This window comes from Eggerthella hominis (assembly GCF_014287365.1).
GTDB classification, from domain to species: domain Bacteria; phylum Actinomycetota; class Coriobacteriia; order Coriobacteriales; family Eggerthellaceae; genus Eggerthella; species Eggerthella guodeyinii.
Genome location: NZ_JACOOA010000001.1, coordinates 313909 through 329572, shown reverse-complemented (window position 1 = coordinate 329572; position 15664 = coordinate 313909). Strand labels below are relative to the sequence as shown.

The 15664-nt window shown below is 70.6% G+C and carries 18 protein-coding genes; 4 read left to right on the top strand and 14 right to left on the bottom strand.

All coding sequences use genetic code 11. The features are described 5' to 3' along the window. Nucleotides 1-5: 5 nt before the first annotated feature. The 13 genes from holA to H8S61_RS01375 form a co-directional block, all read right to left on the bottom strand. Nucleotides 6-1004 carry a DNA polymerase III subunit delta gene (gene holA / locus H8S61_RS01435; protein WP_186937699.1) on the bottom strand — a complete coding sequence of 333 codons (999 nt, stop codon included), beginning with the start codon at nt 1002-1004 and terminating at the stop codon, nt 6-8. A gap of 10 nt (nt 1005-1014) precedes the next feature. Beyond that, complete coding sequence (locus H8S61_RS01430; protein ID WP_186937698.1) at nt 1015-3372, bottom strand: DNA internalization-related competence protein ComEC/Rec2; 2358 nt, start codon at nt 3370-3372, stop codon at nt 1015-1017. Further along, a complete protein-coding gene (locus tag H8S61_RS01425) occupies nt 3360-4037 on the bottom strand; it encodes a ComEA family DNA-binding protein (RefSeq protein WP_186937697.1) in 678 nt (225 codons plus the stop codon). The genes H8S61_RS01430 and H8S61_RS01425 overlap by 13 nt, the downstream gene beginning before the upstream one ends. Nucleotides 4038-4734: 697 nt before the next feature. After that, the gene (thiI, locus tag H8S61_RS01420) at nt 4735-5952 is read right to left on the bottom strand and encodes a tRNA uracil 4-sulfurtransferase ThiI (protein WP_186937696.1); all 1218 of its coding nucleotides are present in this window, start codon (nt 5950-5952) and stop codon (nt 4735-4737) included. Nucleotides 5953-6051: 99 nt separating this feature from the next. Beyond that, complete coding sequence (locus H8S61_RS01415; protein WP_101722567.1) at nt 6052-6312, bottom strand: DNA-directed RNA polymerase subunit omega; 261 nt, start codon at nt 6310-6312, stop codon at nt 6052-6054. Nucleotides 6313-6319: 7 nt separating this feature from the next. Beyond that, nucleotides 6320-6892 carry a guanylate kinase gene (gene gmk, locus H8S61_RS01410; protein WP_160941612.1) on the bottom strand — a complete coding sequence of 191 codons (573 nt, stop codon included), beginning with the start codon at nt 6890-6892 and terminating at the stop codon, nt 6320-6322. An 8-nt stretch (nt 6893-6900) separates the two neighbouring features. After that, nucleotides 6901-7209 carry an integration host factor, actinobacterial type gene (gene mihF, locus H8S61_RS01405; RefSeq protein WP_009307076.1) on the bottom strand — a complete coding sequence of 103 codons (309 nt, stop codon included), beginning with the start codon at nt 7207-7209 and terminating at the stop codon, nt 6901-6903. 194 nt (nt 7210-7403) lie between these two features. After that, nucleotides 7404-8129, bottom strand: coding sequence for an orotidine-5'-phosphate decarboxylase (gene pyrF, locus H8S61_RS01400; RefSeq protein ID WP_154331874.1), 726 nt, complete (start codon nt 8127-8129; stop codon nt 7404-7406). After that, nucleotides 8123-9076, bottom strand: a complete 954-nt coding sequence (locus H8S61_RS01395) for a dihydroorotate dehydrogenase (protein WP_186937695.1) — start codon at nt 9074-9076, stop codon at nt 8123-8125. Before H8S61_RS01395 ends, pyrF begins: the two co-directional genes overlap by 7 nt. Next, nucleotides 9077-9883: a dihydroorotate dehydrogenase electron transfer subunit gene (locus tag H8S61_RS01390; protein WP_186937694.1), complete on the bottom strand. Its 807-nt coding sequence runs from the start codon at nt 9881-9883 to the stop codon at nt 9077-9079. A 181-nt stretch (nt 9884-10064) separates the two neighbouring features. Further along, nucleotides 10065-10712 (bottom strand): phosphatase PAP2 family protein, encoded by a 648-nt coding sequence (locus tag H8S61_RS01385; RefSeq protein ID WP_186937693.1) that lies wholly within the window; start codon nt 10710-10712, stop codon nt 10065-10067. A gap of 144 nt (nt 10713-10856) precedes the next feature. Continuing rightward, nucleotides 10857-11474 carry a helix-turn-helix domain-containing protein gene (locus tag H8S61_RS01380; protein ID WP_186937692.1) on the bottom strand — a complete coding sequence of 206 codons (618 nt, stop codon included), beginning with the start codon at nt 11472-11474 and terminating at the stop codon, nt 10857-10859. 67 nt (nt 11475-11541) lie between these two features. Beyond that, the gene (locus tag H8S61_RS01375; RefSeq protein WP_222617531.1) at nt 11542-12402 is read right to left on the bottom strand and encodes a class I SAM-dependent methyltransferase; all 861 of its coding nucleotides are present in this window, start codon (nt 12400-12402) and stop codon (nt 11542-11544) included. A gap of 104 nt (nt 12403-12506) precedes the next feature. On the opposite strand from H8S61_RS01375, the gene H8S61_RS01370 reads away from it, so the two are divergent. The 4 genes from H8S61_RS01370 to H8S61_RS01355 all read left to right on the top strand — a co-directional run bounded on the left by H8S61_RS01370 (nt 12507) and on the right by H8S61_RS01355 (nt 14735). Beyond that, nucleotides 12507-12992: a UCP014422 family protein gene (locus H8S61_RS01370; RefSeq protein ID WP_186937691.1), complete on the top strand. Its 486-nt coding sequence runs from the start codon at nt 12507-12509 to the stop codon at nt 12990-12992. A 9-nt stretch (nt 12993-13001) separates the two neighbouring features. After that, a complete protein-coding gene (locus tag H8S61_RS01365) occupies nt 13002-13643 on the top strand; it encodes a DUF3267 domain-containing protein (protein WP_186937690.1) in 642 nt (213 codons plus the stop codon). Nucleotides 13644-13886: 243 nt separating this feature from the next. Beyond that, a complete protein-coding gene (locus tag H8S61_RS01360) occupies nt 13887-14297 on the top strand; it encodes a VOC family protein (RefSeq protein ID WP_186937689.1) in 411 nt (136 codons plus the stop codon). Between the two features lie 24 nt (nt 14298-14321). Beyond that, nucleotides 14322-14735 (top strand): VOC family protein, encoded by a 414-nt coding sequence (locus tag H8S61_RS01355; RefSeq protein ID WP_186937688.1) that lies wholly within the window; start codon nt 14322-14324, stop codon nt 14733-14735. On the opposite strand, the gene H8S61_RS01350 is transcribed toward H8S61_RS01355, so the two are convergent. Further along, nucleotides 14719-15552 carry a GNAT family N-acetyltransferase gene (locus H8S61_RS01350; protein ID WP_160941621.1) on the bottom strand — a complete coding sequence of 278 codons (834 nt, stop codon included), beginning with the start codon at nt 15550-15552 and terminating at the stop codon, nt 14719-14721. The two genes, H8S61_RS01355 and H8S61_RS01350, sit on opposite strands and share 17 nt — an antisense overlap. Nucleotides 15553-15664: the final 112 nt, after the last annotated feature.

Sequence of the window (15664 nt, the reverse complement as noted above, 5' to 3'; positions counted from 1 at the left end):
TGTCTTCACGCGTTTCCGTACGTATCCATGCGCCGCGCGGTGACGTGCAGCACCCAGTCGAGGAAGGCGCTTCGGGGGTCGGTGCCGCTCTTCATGGCGCGCTCCGTGTCGCGGGACGCGACGATGGCGCGGCGCAGCTCGGCGGCGGTGAAGCCGCGGGCCCAGTTCACGTGGTTCTTCACGCGCCAGTCGGGCGCCTTGAGGGCGGCCGCCACGCCGCGGGGGTTGCCGCGATCGGCCATCGAGCGCGCGCAGACGAGCTCGCGCAGGCGCGTGGTGCACATGGCGAGCAGCGCGTGGGGCGACACCGAGTCCATGCGGCCCAGGTACAGCAGGCACTTGCGCACGTCGCGCGCCGCGAAGGCGTCGACGAACTCCCAGGGCTTCACCTCGGCGGTGCGGCTGACCATCTCGACGATCTCGTGCTCGTTCACCGCGTCGGTGCCGCGATGCGCGAGCGCGATCTTCTTGATCTCGCTGTCGAGGTGCACCGTGTCCTCGCCCACGAGGTCCACGAGCTTGGCGGCCGCGCCTTCGGTGAGCGTGACGCCGTGGCCCACGGCCATCGAGCGCACCGTCTTGGGCAGCTCGTAGCGCTTGAGCGGCGCGCAGTCGATGACGGCCGTCTTGCCGCAGGCGACCACCGCCTTGTACAGGCGCGTGTTCTTCGCCAGCTTCTCGGCGACGAGCGCCAGCACGGTGGTCTCGTTCGGGGACCCCAGGTAGCCCACGAGCTCCTCGGCGTCGGCCTTCTTCAGCTTGTCGGCCGCCCGCACCTCCACGAGGCGCACGGGGCTCGCGAACGGCACGGTGTTGCAGGCCGTGACGATGTCGCCGCCGAGCGCGGTCTCGCCGTTGAACTCGTCGGCGTTGAACGACAGGTCGCCCATCGCGGACAGGCGCGCGCGGAGGCGCTTCATGACGGTATCGCGCTTGAGCGCATCCTCGCCCACGATGAGGTAGACGGGCAGCAGCGGCGCTTCTTGTTTCTTCTGGGTAGCCATGCCGTCCATTCTAGCGCAGCGTCCGGACGTCGATCCGGTCGTCGGCCAATTTGCATGAAACATCCCCCTGCTCGTCGGTGCGGCAGATGCGCGCGCCCGCCGCGTCGAGGCGCGCGAGGGTTTCGTCGGTCGGATGGCCGTAGCGGTTGTTCGCGCCCGCGCTGACCAGCGCGACGCGCGGCGCGAGGACGGCCGCCTCCTCGTCGTCGAGGGCGTTCTTCGACCCATGGTGCCCCACCTTGTAGACGTCGACGGCCCCCACGAGCCCCGCGTCGATGAGCGCGCGCAGCTGCTCGCGCTCGGCGTCCCCGGTGAACAGCGCGCGCCAGTCGGGCACGCCGTCGTCGTCGAGGTCGGCGTCGGCGACGAGGCACACGCTGTCGGCGTTGCCGCCCTCGTCGACGAACCGTTCGGGCCATACCACCCGAAGGTCGAACGCGCCCACCTCGAGCACGTCGCCCTGCCGCAGGCCGGCCACGCCCCCCTCGCCCGCGAGCGCACGGGCGTCGGCGACCAGCCCTTCGCACGCCGCGCAGCCGCAGGCGAGCGCATCCTGAGCCACGAGCACGCGCCGCACGTCCACGATGCCCGCAAGCGAGGCGAGCGCGCCCATGTGGTCGTCGTCGCCGTGGGTGATCACCACCGCGTCGAGGCGGTACACGCCGTGGCGGGCCAGCGCCTCGCGCAGCAGGCGCTCCTGGTTGCCCGTGTCGATGAGCACGGCCGCCCCGCGGCTGCGCACGACGAACGCGTCGCCCTGGCCCACGTCGAGCATGACGATCTCGTCGCCCGCGAGGCGCGGCGCCACGGCGACGGCGGCCGCCAGGGCGCAGGCCGTCGCAGCGACGGCGACCAGCGCGAGGCGGCGGCTCGGACGCGGCCAGGCGAGCCACAGCCCCGCCGCGCACGCCGCCGACGTCGCGAGCGCGGCGGCCAGCGGCACGGCCGCGGGAACGCTGGCGTGGGGAACGCTCGCGAGCGCCCGCACGACGGCGGTGAGCGCGGCGGCGGCGAGAGACGCGAGCCCGATCAGCGCCGGGGCCGCCGCGGGAACGGCGACGCCGCCCAGCACCGCCACGAGGCCGCCCGCGCACACGAGCGGGAACAGCGGGGCGGCCGCCACGTTGGCGAGCGGCGCCACGAGGGGCAGCTGCGAGAACAGCGACGCGGCGAGCGGCGTGGCCGCGAGGCTCGAGGCGGCCGTGAGCGCGAGCGCCTCCCGCGCGAGGCGCGGCGCGCGCGGGAGGCAGCGCGCGATCCACGCCTGGCAGAGCCCGGCGAACAGCACGATGCCGAGCGTCGAGAGCGCCGACAGCGCGAACGACACCGACAGCGCCGTGCGCGGGTCCAGGGCGATGCAGCCGATCATGCACACGGCGAGCGCGCTGAGCGCCGCCGGCCGGCGGCGCGCCGTGAACGCGAACATGCCGGCGAAGGCCATGACGGCCGCGCGCACGGCCGAGGGAGGGGCCGCCGCCAGCACGAGGAAGCACAGCAGGAGCGCCGCCTGCACCGCGATCCCCGCGCGCCGGGGGACGCGCAGCACGCGCAACAGCGCCGCCGCGCACCCGGCGACGATGGACAGGTGCGCGCCCGACACCGCCACGAGGTGCGCGAGCCCGCTCGCCTGGTACGCGACGTACGCGTCTCCCTCGTCGAGCGCGCCGCGCCACCCGCACACGAGCGCCGCCAGCACGGCGCCGCCGTCGCCGCGCCCCTCCTCGGCGAGCAGGTCGATCGCCCGGTTCCGCAGCCCTGCGAGCGCGCCGAGCGCATCGGCTCGCTCGCAGGGCTGCGCCTGGCGCACGGTGCCCTCGAGCACCGCTCCCTGCCGCCAGCAGTACGACGCCGACGCGCCCGCGGGCGCGGAGAACGCGACGTCGGCTTCGAACACGTCGCCGTAGCGCGGCGCCTCCGCGTCCGCGTCGAAGCGCAGCCGCACGAGCGTCGCGCCGATGCCGGGCACATCGACGTTCGCGAAGCACGTCGCGCCGTAGAGGCCCGCCGAGCCGTCCGCCGCGGCCTCGAACCGCCATCGGCCCGAAACGCCGTCCCCCTGCAGCTGCGCCTCGTGCTGCACCGCCGCGCATCCGCTCGCGCAGGCGACGCCGAGCGCCGCGCCCAGCAGCGTCGCCCAGGCAAGCGGCGCCGGCAACCGCCACAGCACGAGCGCGCATGCGACGCTCGCGAGCGCGCCCGCCGCCCCTGCGGCGACGCACGCGGGCGCGTCCCAGGATTCGGACGCGGCCAGCACCGCCGCGCACGACGCCCACAGCGCGAGCGCGCAACCCAGGACGGGGGGAAGGGCCGGGCGCGGGGGAAACGCGGCCGGCCCTTCCCCCGCGGCGCGCCGGCTCACCCCACGCATACGAGATCGGCCAGGTCGGCGAACTTCTTGTCCCCGATGCCCGAGACGCGCTTGAGGTCCTCCACCGTGCGGAAGGGCCCGTTCGCCTCGCGGTCGGCCACGATCTTCTCGGCCGTCGACGGGCCCACGCCCGGCAGCGCGTCGAGCTCGGCGGCCGTCGCCCTGTTGAGGTTCACCTTGCCGCCGGCCGAGGACGCGCCGGTCGCGCCGCCTCCCCCGTCCGGCGCCGCGCCTGCGGCGGCGTCCGCCTCCTCCAGCGACGGCACGACGATCTGCTCGCCGTCCACGAGCACGCGCGCCAGGTTGAGCTCGTCGCGCGCCGCCCCCTCGGCGAACCCGCCGGCCGCGTCCACCGCGTCCTGCACGCGCGCGCCCTCCTCCAGCTCGCGCACGCCCGGCTCGGCTACGGCGCCGCCCACGTGCACGACGATCGTCGGCGCGGGCTCGGATGCGCCCTCCCCCGCGCCGGCGTCGCCGTCGGCCGCCAGCACGCCCTCGTCGCGCGACAGCGAGAACCCGTCCGCCGTCCCCACCTTGACCAGCGCGGTGCCCGCCGCGATCAGCACGATCGCCGCGAGCGCCGTCACGCCCACGAGCACCGGGAGGCGCACGCCGCTCAGGTGCGCCTTCGCCCGCCACGATTCCGCCTGTTCCACGAACCCCATGCCGCCTCCCGCGCCGCCGCCGTCTCCTCCCTTCCATGATAGCGACCCGGTCTTACGCGCCGATGGCGCAGATCTAGCGAAACGCGCCGGGTTTTCGCACGCGCTTCCCACGCGCGTCCAACGCCGATCCCACGCGCCTCCGACGCCGATCCAACGCGGTTTCCACGTCCCGCACCGGCGGATCCCACGCGGATACCACGCGAACGGATCGCCCCGGTCGGGCTCCCTGCGCGTCTCAAGGCATAAGAACAGATGTTTCACGTGAAACATCGCATCCCGCCATGTGGAATCCCACCGCGCAAACAAGGTGGAGGGAGAGAGGGAGAGGACTTCCTCGATCGCGTTGCGAAGATGCGCGACGGGACGTCAGCGCACGTCCGAGCGCCGTTTCCCAGAAGCTGCACGCCGAACGGACGTCGATGGGCGCTGATCGTCATTGCGAACAGATGTTTCACGTGAAACATTCCGCGCCGGCGGCGCGGCAGGTCTTGCGCCGGCCGCGCGGCGCGTGTTGGCGAGCGCAAGATGACGCACGCGAGATGCAGAACGCGGGAGCGCGGGGCACGAGGCGCGGAAGCACGAGATCGCGAGATCGCGAGATCGCGAGAAGCGAAGCGCGGGAGCTCTCCGGGCGCAACGCAAGCGGCGCCTCGGGGATTCCCGGGGCGCCGCTTGCGAGCCTCTGCGGTCCGCGCGCTTAGGAGGCGCGCTTCTTCTTCGGCTTGTAGGCGGGGCACGCGTAGTCGCGCACCTCGGCCGCATCGGCGATCTCGGCCACCCATCGCTCGATGGGCAGCGGCGCCTCGGCCTCGAGCACTGCCGAAAGCTTGGCGTGCGTCTCGGGGCTGCGCGGCATGAACAGCGTGCAGCAGTCGGGCGCATCCTGCGACGAGATCTCGAAGGTGCCCAGGCGCTCGGCCTCCGCGATGATCTCCAGCTTGTCGGTGCCGATCAGCGGGCGGAAGACGGGCATGTCCACCGCCGCGTCGGTGCAGCGGATGCTGTCGAGCGTCTGCGAGGCCACCTGGCCCAGGCTCTCGCCGGTCACGAGCGCGCCGGCGCGCTCGCGGCGTCCCAGCTCCTCGGCCACCTTGAACATAAGGCGACGGTACATGATGACGCGCAGCTCGGGCGGCACGGTCAGCGCGATCTCGCGCTGGTAGTCGCCGAACGGCACCGTGTACACGCGCGCGATGCAGCCCGTGCGCTCCAGCACCTGCGCGATGTCGTCCACGAGGTACTCGCTGGCGTCGGACGTTTGCGGGCGCCCCGAGAAGTGCACGCCGATGCAAACCGCGCCGCGGCGCGCGAGCTTCCAGGTGGCCACCGGCGAGTCGATGCCCGACGACAGCAGGCTCATCACCAGCCCCGAGCTGCCCACCGGCAGGCCGCCCACGCCCGGCAGCGAGCGCGCGTACGCGTACGCCGCGTTCTGCACCACTTCCACGCCCACGGTCAGGTCGGGCTTCTTCATCTTCACGGCCTTGTCGGGGTACGCCGCGCACAGCGCCGAGCCGATGATCTGGTTCATATCCATCGAGCCCGTGGCGAAATCGGTGTGGTTGCGCCGCGCCGCCACCTTGAACGTGTCGAACGGTCCCGCCTCGGCCATGGCGGCGAGCGCCGCCTCCGTCATGACATCGAGGTCGCGCTCGCACTTGAACCCGCACGACACGCGCGCCACGCCTGGCACCTTGCCGATGACGTCGGCCGCCTCCTTGGCCGTCTCCCAATCGGTGCCCTCGCGCAGGAACACGCACAGGCGCCCCGCGATGCGGTGGATCGTGACCACGGGAAACGGCTTCAACAGCGCCTCGAGGTTCTTGAGCAGCCTCATCTCGAACGTGGAGCGGTTGTGGCCCTTGAGCCCGATCTCATGGTAATGGACCAGGCAGATGCGTTGGAATTCAGTCATGGACGGACCTTGTCTTTCCGGATGCGGACACAGCAAAGCCGCGCCGGGGTTCCCGGCGCGGCTGAATGACGCGATTCAGGCCGATCGGCGAGCGAGGGCCTAGTGGTAGTTGACGTCGATGGAGTTCGGATCGTACGACACCTCGCCGCGGGCGACCTCGTTGAAGGCGAGCGACAGCGGCTTCTTGTCGGCCGCGCGGGCGATCTCGACCGCCGTCTGCAGCTGGATGGCGCGGTCGCGCTGGCCGCGCATCATGTCGTTGATGTCGTGCGCGCGCTTCGAAGCGAGAGCGCACAGCAGGAAACGATCGTTGTCGGTCTCGTTCAACAAGACGTCGATCTTCGGTTCGATAATGCTCATATGCGTGTTAACCTCGTATTTTCTCGGCTTGTTCGTTGACGTAGCCCACCAATGCGCGGACGGCTTCGTCCAAATCGTCGTTTACCAGCCGTATATCATACTCCATTTTGCGGGAAAGCTCCACCCGCGCCGTTTCCATGCGGGTCGCGATAGCCTCGTCGCTCTCGGTCCCGCGTCCGCGCAGGCGCGCTTCGAGCACGTCGAGCGAAGGCGGTTCGATGAAGACGAGGTGCGCTGCCGGAAACTTCTCGCGCACCTGGAACCCTCCCTGGACGTCGATTTCCAGGATGACCTGATCGCCGCGTGCGATGTGCTCCTCGACGGTGGCGCGGGGCGTGCCGTAGCAGTTGCCCCCGTACGTCGCCCATTCCAGCAGGCCGTCGCATGCGACGAGCTGCTGGAACTCCTCCGAGGACGCGAAGCGGTAATGGACGCCGTCCACCTCGCCCTCGCGCGGCGCGCGCGTGGTCACCGACATGGACACCCATGCATCGGGGACCTCGCGCACAAGTCGGGCCACCAAGGTGCCTTTACCGGCACCCGATGGCCCTGAAATGACGAACAGATTGCCGTGGCGCATGGACGCGATTAGCCCAAGCGCTCCAGCAGGGCGGTCTGCTGACGCTCGCCCAGACCGCGCAGGCGGCGGCTCTCGGCGATCTGAAGCTCTTTCATGATCTTCTCAGCCTTGGCCTTGCCGTAGCCGGGAAGCGTCTCGATGAGGGTGGAGACCTTCATGCGGCCCACAACCGGATCGTTCTTCATTTCAAGAACCTTCTCGAGCGTGAGCTTGCCGGACTTCAGGTCGTCGCGAACCTCGGCGCGCTTGATGCGAGCCGCCTTCGCCTTCTCCAAAGCCGCCTGACGCTCTTCAGGGCTGAGTTGAGGAATAGCCATCGTTTTCTCTCCTTCTGTTCCAAAAGCGATGTCGTGATACTATCACGCATTCGCCCACTTCACCTTGTCTTTTACCACAAATCCCAAAAATTTCAGCGCGCGGTCACACATTCTAGAAGCAGTTGGGCCCTTTGTCGATAGTTCGTCGCCTAACCGTCATTTTACCTGACCGGACGGGCAACGCCGACGAAAGCCTACAATTCCGCCACGATGGCCGCGAACGCGGCCGCCGGATCGGCCGCCTGCGTGATGGGACGTCCGATGACGATGTGCGACGCGCCGTTCTCGAACGCCTGGGCCGGCGTGGCCACGCGGCTCTGGTCGCCCTTGTCGCTGCCCGCGGGGCGCACGCCCGGCGTGACGATGTAGGCGTCGGGGCCCAGGATGTCGCGCAGGCGCGCGGCCTCCTGCGGCGAGGCGACCACGCCCGAGATGCCGGCGCGCTTCGCCTGCTCGGCCAGCACGACCACCTGGTCGGCCATGGCGCGGCTCACGCCCGTCTCGGCCAGCGCCGCGTCGTTCATGCTGGTGAGCACCGTGATGCCCAGCGTCGCCGGCACGTCGTGGCCGTACTCGGCCGCCGCGCGCTCCGCGCCCTTCTGGGCCGCCGCCATCATGTCGACGCCGCCCACCGTGTGCATGGTCAGCATGTCGGCCCCGCTGCCGGCGGCGGCGTACGCGGCGCCCTCCACCTGGTGCGGGATGTCGTGGAACTTGAGGTCGAGGAACACCTTGAAGCCGCGCTCCTTGAGCGCGTACACGATGGCCGGGCCGTTCGCGTAGAACAGCGTCATGCCCACCTTCATCCACGTCGCCTTGCCCTGCAGCTGGTCCGCGAGATCGAAGGCCTCCTCGATGCCGCAGTCGAGCGCCACGATCACGCGGTCGCGCGCGGGCACCTCTTCGAACGAACTCACCATTCCAAAGCTCCTATCAGTTGCCGCACGTCGTCGATGCCGTGCCTTTCGCAATACTGCGCTATTCCGTCGATGATTTCAACCGTGGCGTGCGGATTCACGAAATTCGCGGTGCCGACGGCAACCGCCGTGGCCCCGGCCAGCATGAACTCCACCGCGTCGGTTGCGCACGAGATGCCGCCCATGCCCAGGATGGGCACGTCGACGGCCTGATGGACCTCCCACACCATGCGCAGCGCCACGGGCTTGACGGCGGGGCCGGACAGCCCGCCCACGCCGCGCGCGAGCTGCGGGCGGCGGCGCTCCGCGTCGATGGCCATGCCCAGAAGCGTGTTGATGAGCGACAGCGCGTCGGCACCGGCGCCCACGGCGGCGCGCGCGATCTCGGAGACGTCGGTGACGTTCGGCGTGAGCTTCACGATGAGCGGGCGCTTCGTGGCGGCGCGGCAGCGCGCCACCACGGCCTCCACGCTGTCCGTGCACGTGCCGATGGTCATGCCGCCCGCGTCCACGTTCGGGCACGAGATGTTCACCTCGTAGGCGTCCACCGGCGCGTCCTCGAGCGCCTCGATCACCTGGACGTACTCGTCGAAGCTGTGGCCCGACACGTTCACGACGACCGTCGCGCCGCGCTCGGCCAGCCACGGCAGGTCGCACTCCTTCAGGTGCGCGACGCCGGGGTTCTGCAGCCCGATGGAGTTGAGCATGCCCGAGGGCGTCTCGGCGATGCGGGGGCTGGCGTTGCCCTCCCAGCCCCTCAGCGACACGCCCTTCGTCGTGACGGCGCCCAGGCTGGCCACGTCCACGAAGTCGCCGTACTCGCGCCCGGCGGCGAACGTGCCCGACGCCACGGTCACGGGGTTCTTCATCTTGAGGCCGCCCAGGTTCACGGCGAGCGCCACGTTCGTCGGCGCCGTCGTGAGCGGCAGCGCGTTCTCGATCCCGGCCATCTACCACACCACCTTCCGCGCATCGAACACGGGGCCGTCGACGCACGCCCGCTGCTTGCCGTCCACCGTGTCCACCACGCACGAAAGGCAGGCTCCGACGCCGCATGCCATGCGCTTCTCGAGGGAGACCTCGCAGGGCACGCCCGCCTCGGCCGCCATGCCGGCCACGATCTTCATGAGGGGTTCGGGACCGCATACGGCCAGGTAGCCGTAGGGCTCGCCCGCCTCGGCGGCCTCGGCCAGCGCCTCGGCGACGAGCGAGGTGCAGAAGCCCTCGCGGCCGAAGCTGCCGTCGTCGGTGGCGCAGCGCGGCGGCGCGTCGAGCAGCGCCTCGTAGCGCGCGCGGCACGTGAGCGCGGTCTCGGTCTGCGCGCCCAACACGACGTCCGTGCGCACGCCTGCGCTCACGAGCGATTCGGCCAGCATGAACAGCGGGGCCGCGCCCACGCCGCCGCCCACGAGCAGGGCGCGCCGCGCGTCGGGCGCCGGCTGCCACGTGCGGCCCACCGGGCCGACGAGCTCGACATCGCCTGCCAGCGGGCCGTCGGCCGCGAGGCCCGTCATGTGCGCGCTGCCGAAGCCCACCGCCTGGTAGAGGATCTCGAGCGTGCCGGCGTGCGCGTCGCGCGCGTACACCGAGAACGGGCGGCGCAGGATGTGCGCCTCCATGCCCGGCACCAGCATGTGCACGAACTGCCCCGGCTCGATGGAAGCCGCGATGTCGGGCGCGTCGAGCGTCATGAGGTAGAGGTTCGGGCCCACGCACGCGTTCCCCCGCATGCGCGCCCGTTCGTTGACGAGTGCCACGTTCCTGCCTTTCACTCCTCGCCGCCGCCCTCGCGAGCGGCGCCGCGCGTTTTCGTCTCTCGGCCGTCGATTGTATCATCTGCGCGCGCGACGCACGGCTGACAAGCCAAAATGCAAGGAATGTGCACGCCGGGGGCGCGGATGCGCCCGCCGGCGCGACGGACGGCGCGAACGGCAGCCCCTACCGCCTGCGGCGCACGGGAGCGCAGGCGTGGCGAGGGCGCGCGGCTCGGCGCTCCTCGTGCCAGCGGAACGCGAGCGATACGAGCAGCCACGCCGCGACGGCCGCGAGCGCGCCCACGAGGAAACCGGCCAGCACGTCGGAGGGATAGTGCGCCACGAGGTAGCAGCGGGCCGCGCCCATGACCAGCATGACGAGCGAGCCGCCCAGCACCGTCTTCCAGGTTCGGCACACCAGCATGAGCGCCACCATCGCCGCCGAGGCCGCGGTCATGTGCCCGGAGGGGAACGAGAACCCGTCCTCGGGCGCGGCACCGGCGAAGCGCCACCAGTCGAGGAGGAGCGCGGACGACTCGAACGGCCGCGGCCGCGCGACGAGGTCCTTGAGCACGATGTTGGTGGCGAGCGCGCCCAGGCAGATGGCGACGAACATGACCGCCCCTGCACGTCGCGTGCGCCTGAACGCCATGAGCACGAGGGCCAGCGCGAAGAAGCACGCGCCCTTCTCGCCCACAAAGCTCACCGCCTCGAACAGCGGCGTGAGCGCGAAGCCCCCGCATTCTGCGAGCGCGTGCAGCGCCCCCAAGATCGTCGTATCGAACGCGGCGAACGCATCGTTCAGCCACGCGGCCATCAGGGTCGTTTCCATCGAGCCGTCCTTTCGTCTCACGGATGTCGCGGGGATCCTTGCGAGCCCCGCCGAGCCTCCATGAAACGATGCGCGTCGGCCGGCGGCAAGCCACGATGCGTCGCACGGGCGACACGGTCCGTGGCCTCCGCCGCCGACCAGGGGCTACGAGCGCAGGATACGGTAGCCGACGACGGCCTTCGCCAGGAATAGCGCGAACGCGAGCGTGGTTGCGTAGGGCTGCATGGTGGAAACGAACAGATCGACGGCGACCGCCTGCACCGCGAACCCGACGAGGGCGACGACGCGCGCCGCGCGGCGCGGCCCCGCGACGGCCAGCGCGACCTCCACCGCGCCCACGAGCACGAGCGAGACGATGGCCGCCGCCATGACGGCGAACGACACGCCGAAATCCACGGACGCGCCGTAGTCGGCCAAGCTCGCCATGCGCACGAACGAGCCGTCGTCCACGCCGTACAGCGGCAGGAACGCGAACACGACGGCCAGCATGTCGAGCAGGCCGAACGACAGCATGCCGCCGCTGCGCGCCGACGAGCGGCGCTCGTCGCGGGCGAGCACGATGAGGTCGTCGGTGGACAGGAGGTCGTCCACCGACACGTCGAACAGGCGCGCGACGGCCTGCAGCGAGTCGAGGTTGGGCGAGCCGCCGCCCGTCTCCCACTTCGACACGGCCGTGCGCGACACGTACAGCTTGGCGGCAAGCTGCTCTTGGGTCAGGCCGCGCTCGATGCGCAGCGCTTTCAGCTTCTCTCCGAAATCCACAAGACGCGCCCCCTTTCAGGCTCCCAAGATGGCGGAGCCGCGGCGCTCCGGCAAGACACGATTCGTGTCATCGCCCGTCCTCGCCGGTCGCAGGCTTGCGCGCGACCGCGCAGATCGTCGGGCTCGCGTCGTCGAAGGGCGCGCCCGCCGCGTCGCCGACCAGCTCCGCAACCTCGAAACCGGCCGCCTCGAGCTCCGCCGAGAGCGTCGCGGGCGCGAAGTACGTGTTCCACAGATGATAGGCCGTCGCGCCTTCGGGCGCGATCACCGCGACCTGCTCGAGCGACACGACGTCGGAGAAGCGGACGCATCGCTGCACCTCGAGGTGCGGGCCCGGGTTCCAGAACCCGCCTGCGGGATGCTCCTCCCACGTCGTGCGCTCCTCGAAGACCTCGAGTTTGCGCTGCGAGAACACGTCGAGCACGAGTGCGCCGCCCGGCCGCAAACGCTCGCGGGCACGGCGCAGCGCGACGCGGCGCTCGTCGGCCGACAGCGCGCCGTAGTCGCAGTAGATCATGACGGCGATGTCGAAGGTCCCGTCCAGATCGAGCTCAAGGTAATTCCGGCATCGGTAGTCGATGGCGAGGCCCTGCTCGTCCGCGGAGCCTCGCGCATGGCCGAGCGAGCGCGGCGAGAGGTCGACGCCCGTCACCGCATAGCCCGCGCGCGCGAAGCGCTCGGCGTACAGCCCGGGCCCGCAGCCCAGGTCGAGCAGGCGCGGATGCGTCGCCGGAGGCGCCGTGGCGCGTATCCAGTCGACGGAGCGGTCCATGAACGCGAAGCTGCGACTGGCACCCTCGAACGCGGAATCGAGATGCGCCGCCAGCATGCCGCGCGAGATATGCTCGTCGTCCCAGAACGCCGCGCCGGTACGTTCGTACAGCTCGGGCGTTCTCATCAGCTCGTGCAGGTCGTCGTACAGCGTCACGGGCGCTCCTTCTTCGGCGGTTGCATCGACGTTCGTCGTGCCATTCTATCATCTGGTATCATGCTGCCCCTGAGAGCATGACGCACCGCGACCGAAGGAGTTCCGTGGAGAAGCTGCCGCCCATCGAGAAAGTGTACGAGGCCCTGAGCGCCGTCGCCGACGGCCGCGTGACGCTGCACCCCGACGAGCGGCAGGCGACCGTCGTCTCGTCGAACGGCGCGAAGGCCTACACGGTCGCCTGGAGCGAGGACGGCTCGACCTACTCCTCGAACGACAACGCCACGTACTGGCAGGGCTACGCGGGCTACCCCGTCATCGCCGTGCTCATGGAGCAGGGCCGCCTGCCGCTCGACCGCGCCGTGGCCGACGGGTTCGCGCACGTGAACTGGACCGAGCTCAACGAGCGCTGCCGGCGCGACTACGCGCGCGCCGTGCGCGCCGTCGTCGACGAGCGCGGCCTCGACGCCGCCCGGGCAGAGGCCGCAGCCCGCTCGGTCCACGACGCCCTCGCGGGGCTCGGCCTCTCCGTCAAGCGCGGATCGGCCAAGCCGCCGAAGTCCCCTCGGTCTCCTAAGTCCCCGAAGGCGTAAGGAAGCGGCATGGCCGACCAGGAGCGCAAGCTGACGAAAGCCGAGCTGGCCCGCAAGGAAGCGTTCGAGCGGGCGAAGGCCGATTTCGAGGCGCAGGGGTTCCGCACGCAGCCGCTGACCCTCGGCGTGGTGTCGGCCAACGTCCAGGCCCTCGTGCTGGGGCTCCCCCTCGCCGTCGTGCTGGGCGCGGGGTTCTTCCTGCTGCATCCGACCCTCAGCTTCTCGTTCGACCTCGTCGGCACGCTGCTCGTGCTGGCCGCGTTCTTCGCGCTCGTCGTGTTCCACGAGCTCGTCCACGGCATCGCGTGGAGCGCATGCGCGAAGGGCGGCTGGAAATCGGTCTCGTTCGGCGTGATATGGCAGTACCTGACGCCGTACTGCACGTGCGACGAACCCCTGTCGAAGCGCGCCTACGTCGTGGGCGCGCTCGCTCCCACCGTGGTGCTGGGCCCGCTCCCCGTGATCGCGGCGTACGCGAGCGGATCGGCGGGATTGCTGGCCGTCGGGCTGCTCATGACCCTGAGCGGAGGCGGCGACCTCGCCATCGTGCTCAAGATGCTGCGCTTCAAGCCCGACGGCGAGGTGCGCTTCCTCGACCACCCCTACGAATGCGGCCTCGTGGCGTTCGTACGCGACGAGGCGACCGGCTGAGCAACGGCTCGGCGATGAAGACATGAGCTCGTCCGCCGTCGCCTCCGTGGACACGTAGTTCGGATCGCCGTCGAGCTGGCCAGGCCGGCGTTTCCGGTTTATGGCGGCCCGGCGCTCGTTCGCTGACGGGCAGCCAACAACGCCTCGATCGTCGGGGCGCGGCGATCGAGGCGCACGATCATGGAGGCAGACCGGTTCGCGCGCGGCCGCAACCGCGCGCCCGAACGAGAAAGGCGGTGCGCCATGCACCTTCCCACCCAGCGTCTCAGCACGTTCCTCACGTTCAACGGCAACGCCCGGGAGGCGATGGAGTTCTACGCGGCCGCCGTTCCCGGAGCGCGCATCGAATCGCTTGCGCTGTTCGGCGAAGGCGCGCCGAACGGGGACGAGGGCACCGTCTTGAACGGCTCCCTTTCGATCGGCGATGCGAACCTGCTGTTCATGGACATGCAGGCCGCGAGCCCCGCGCCTGCGTTCAGCTGGGCGACGTCGCTGTTCCTCGCATGCGCCGACGAAGACGAGTTCGACCGCGCGTTCGCCGGGCTGTCGCAGGACGGAGCCGTGATGATGGGTCCCGAGCCGGTGATGGATCTGCGCAAGGTCGCTTGGGTGACCGATCGGTTCGGCGTGACCTGGCAGATGGTATGGGATTAGAAGGAACGGGAAAGGAGCTTCATCATGGGATTCTCATTGTTCATCAACTTCGACGGGAACTGCAGGCAAGCCGTCGACTTCTACGCGCACGTGTTCGATTCGGAAGTGCAAGGGCTCATGACGTTCAGCGAGATGCCGCCCGACCCTTCCTACGTCGTCTCCGAGGAGGATCGCGACAAGATCATGTACTGTAGCATGATGATCGGCGGCACGAACGTCATGTTCAGCGACGTGCCGAGCGGCATGCCGTTCGCGCAGGGAAACAACATCAGCCCCGTGGTGAGTCTGAAGAAGGACGCCGACGTGAGCCGCGCCTTCGACCGACTCAAGGCGGGCGGAACGGTGGACATGAAACTGCAGACGACGTTCTGGAGCCCGCTGTACGGCATGGTGACCGACCGCTTCGGCGTGTCCTGGCAGCTCATGATCGACGAGTGAGGCCGCGCACGTACCTGACCTCGCGCAAGGGGCTTCCGCCTACCTCGACCTCCATGACGTCGCCGTTCGGCGCGAACCCGCGGCGCTCGTAGAAGGCGCGGGCGCCGCGGTTGTCCTCGAGCACCCAGAGGTAGGCGCGCTCGAACCCCTCGGCCGCCAGCGCGTCGAGCGCGGCATCCAGCAAGCGCGATCCGATGCCGCGCCCTCCGCGTTCGGGCAGCACGTACAGCGACACGACCTCGCCCCAGCCGGCGAGCGCCTCGTCGCGCGCCGGCCCGTACGTGCACACGCCCGCCACGCCGCCGTCCGCGTACGCCGCCCACGTCCGACCCGCGCGCTCCTCGAGCGACGCCGCCCACGCGCCCGGCTCCAGCGCGTCGAGGAATGCCTGCTCGACGATGCCCGCGTACGCCGCCCGCCACGTGCGCACGTACACCTGCGCCACCGCCGTCCGGTCGTCGTCGGGCGCGAGCCTCCGCACCTCGACGCCGCCCCTCGCGCGGCTCCCGGCCCACGAGACGAGCGCCTCCAGCGAGGGCTCGAGGGCGCGGCCGGCCGGCGAGAGGGCGTACTCCACCCGCGGCGGCACCTCGGGATATTCAGTGCGCTCGACGAGGCCGTCGGCTTCCAGCTCGCGCAGCGCCCGCGTGAGCGCCGTGTTCGTCACGCCGCGCACGAGGCGCTTCAGCTCGTTGTAGCGCACGGGGCCCGCGGCGAGCCGCCACAGGATGGGGAGCTTCCAGCGTCCGGCGATCGCGTCGAGCGCCGCCACGACCTCGCACGACCCGTCGTACAGGCTTCCCGCTTCCGACTCCATGGCCTCCCCTTTCGACGCGCGCTCCCAGGGCACGGAATTGTGCGTACTTGCCGCGACGCCCGCGCCCGGCGACAATCATAGCATCCGCGCAGGGGTCGGCACAGGGAGGGAT

Excerpts from the sequence above, each read along its gene's own strand:
- H8S61_RS01355 (WP_186937688.1), top strand. The coding sequence starts at position 14,322 with ATGGGATTCTCATTGTTCATCAACTTCGACGGGAACTGCAGGCAAGCC.
- mihF (WP_009307076.1), bottom strand. The coding sequence starts at position 7,209 with ATGGCTATTCCTCAACTCAGCCCTGAAGAGCGTCAGGCGGCTTTGGAG.
- H8S61_RS01385 (WP_186937693.1), bottom strand. The coding sequence starts at position 10,712 with ATGGAAACGACCCTGATGGCCGCGTGGCTGAACGATGCGTTCGCCGCG.
- H8S61_RS01430 (WP_186937698.1), bottom strand. The coding sequence starts at position 3,372 with ATGCGTGGGGTGAGCCGGCGCGCCGCGGGGGAAGGGCCGGCCGCGTTT.
- pyrF (WP_154331874.1), bottom strand. The coding sequence starts at position 8,129 with ATGGTGAGTTCGTTCGAAGAGGTGCCCGCGCGCGACCGCGTGATCGTG.
- H8S61_RS01360 (WP_186937689.1), top strand. The coding sequence starts at position 13,887 with ATGCACCTTCCCACCCAGCGTCTCAGCACGTTCCTCACGTTCAACGGC.
- gmk (WP_160941612.1), bottom strand. The coding sequence starts at position 6,892 with ATGCGCCACGGCAATCTGTTCGTCATTTCAGGGCCATCGGGTGCCGGT.
- holA (WP_186937699.1), bottom strand. The coding sequence starts at position 1,004 with ATGGCTACCCAGAAGAAACAAGAAGCGCCGCTGCTGCCCGTCTACCTC.
- H8S61_RS01365 (WP_186937690.1), top strand. The coding sequence starts at position 13,002 with ATGGCCGACCAGGAGCGCAAGCTGACGAAAGCCGAGCTGGCCCGCAAG.
- H8S61_RS01350 (WP_160941621.1), bottom strand. The coding sequence starts at position 15,552 with ATGGAGTCGGAAGCGGGAAGCCTGTACGACGGGTCGTGCGAGGTCGTG.
- H8S61_RS01415 (WP_101722567.1), bottom strand. The coding sequence starts at position 6,312 with ATGAGCATTATCGAACCGAAGATCGACGTCTTGTTGAACGAGACCGAC.
- H8S61_RS01395 (WP_186937695.1), bottom strand. The coding sequence starts at position 9,076 with ATGGCCGGGATCGAGAACGCGCTGCCGCTCACGACGGCGCCGACGAAC.
- thiI (WP_186937696.1), bottom strand. The coding sequence starts at position 5,952 with ATGACTGAATTCCAACGCATCTGCCTGGTCCATTACCATGAGATCGGG.
- H8S61_RS01425 (WP_186937697.1), bottom strand. The coding sequence starts at position 4,037 with ATGGGGTTCGTGGAACAGGCGGAATCGTGGCGGGCGAAGGCGCACCTG.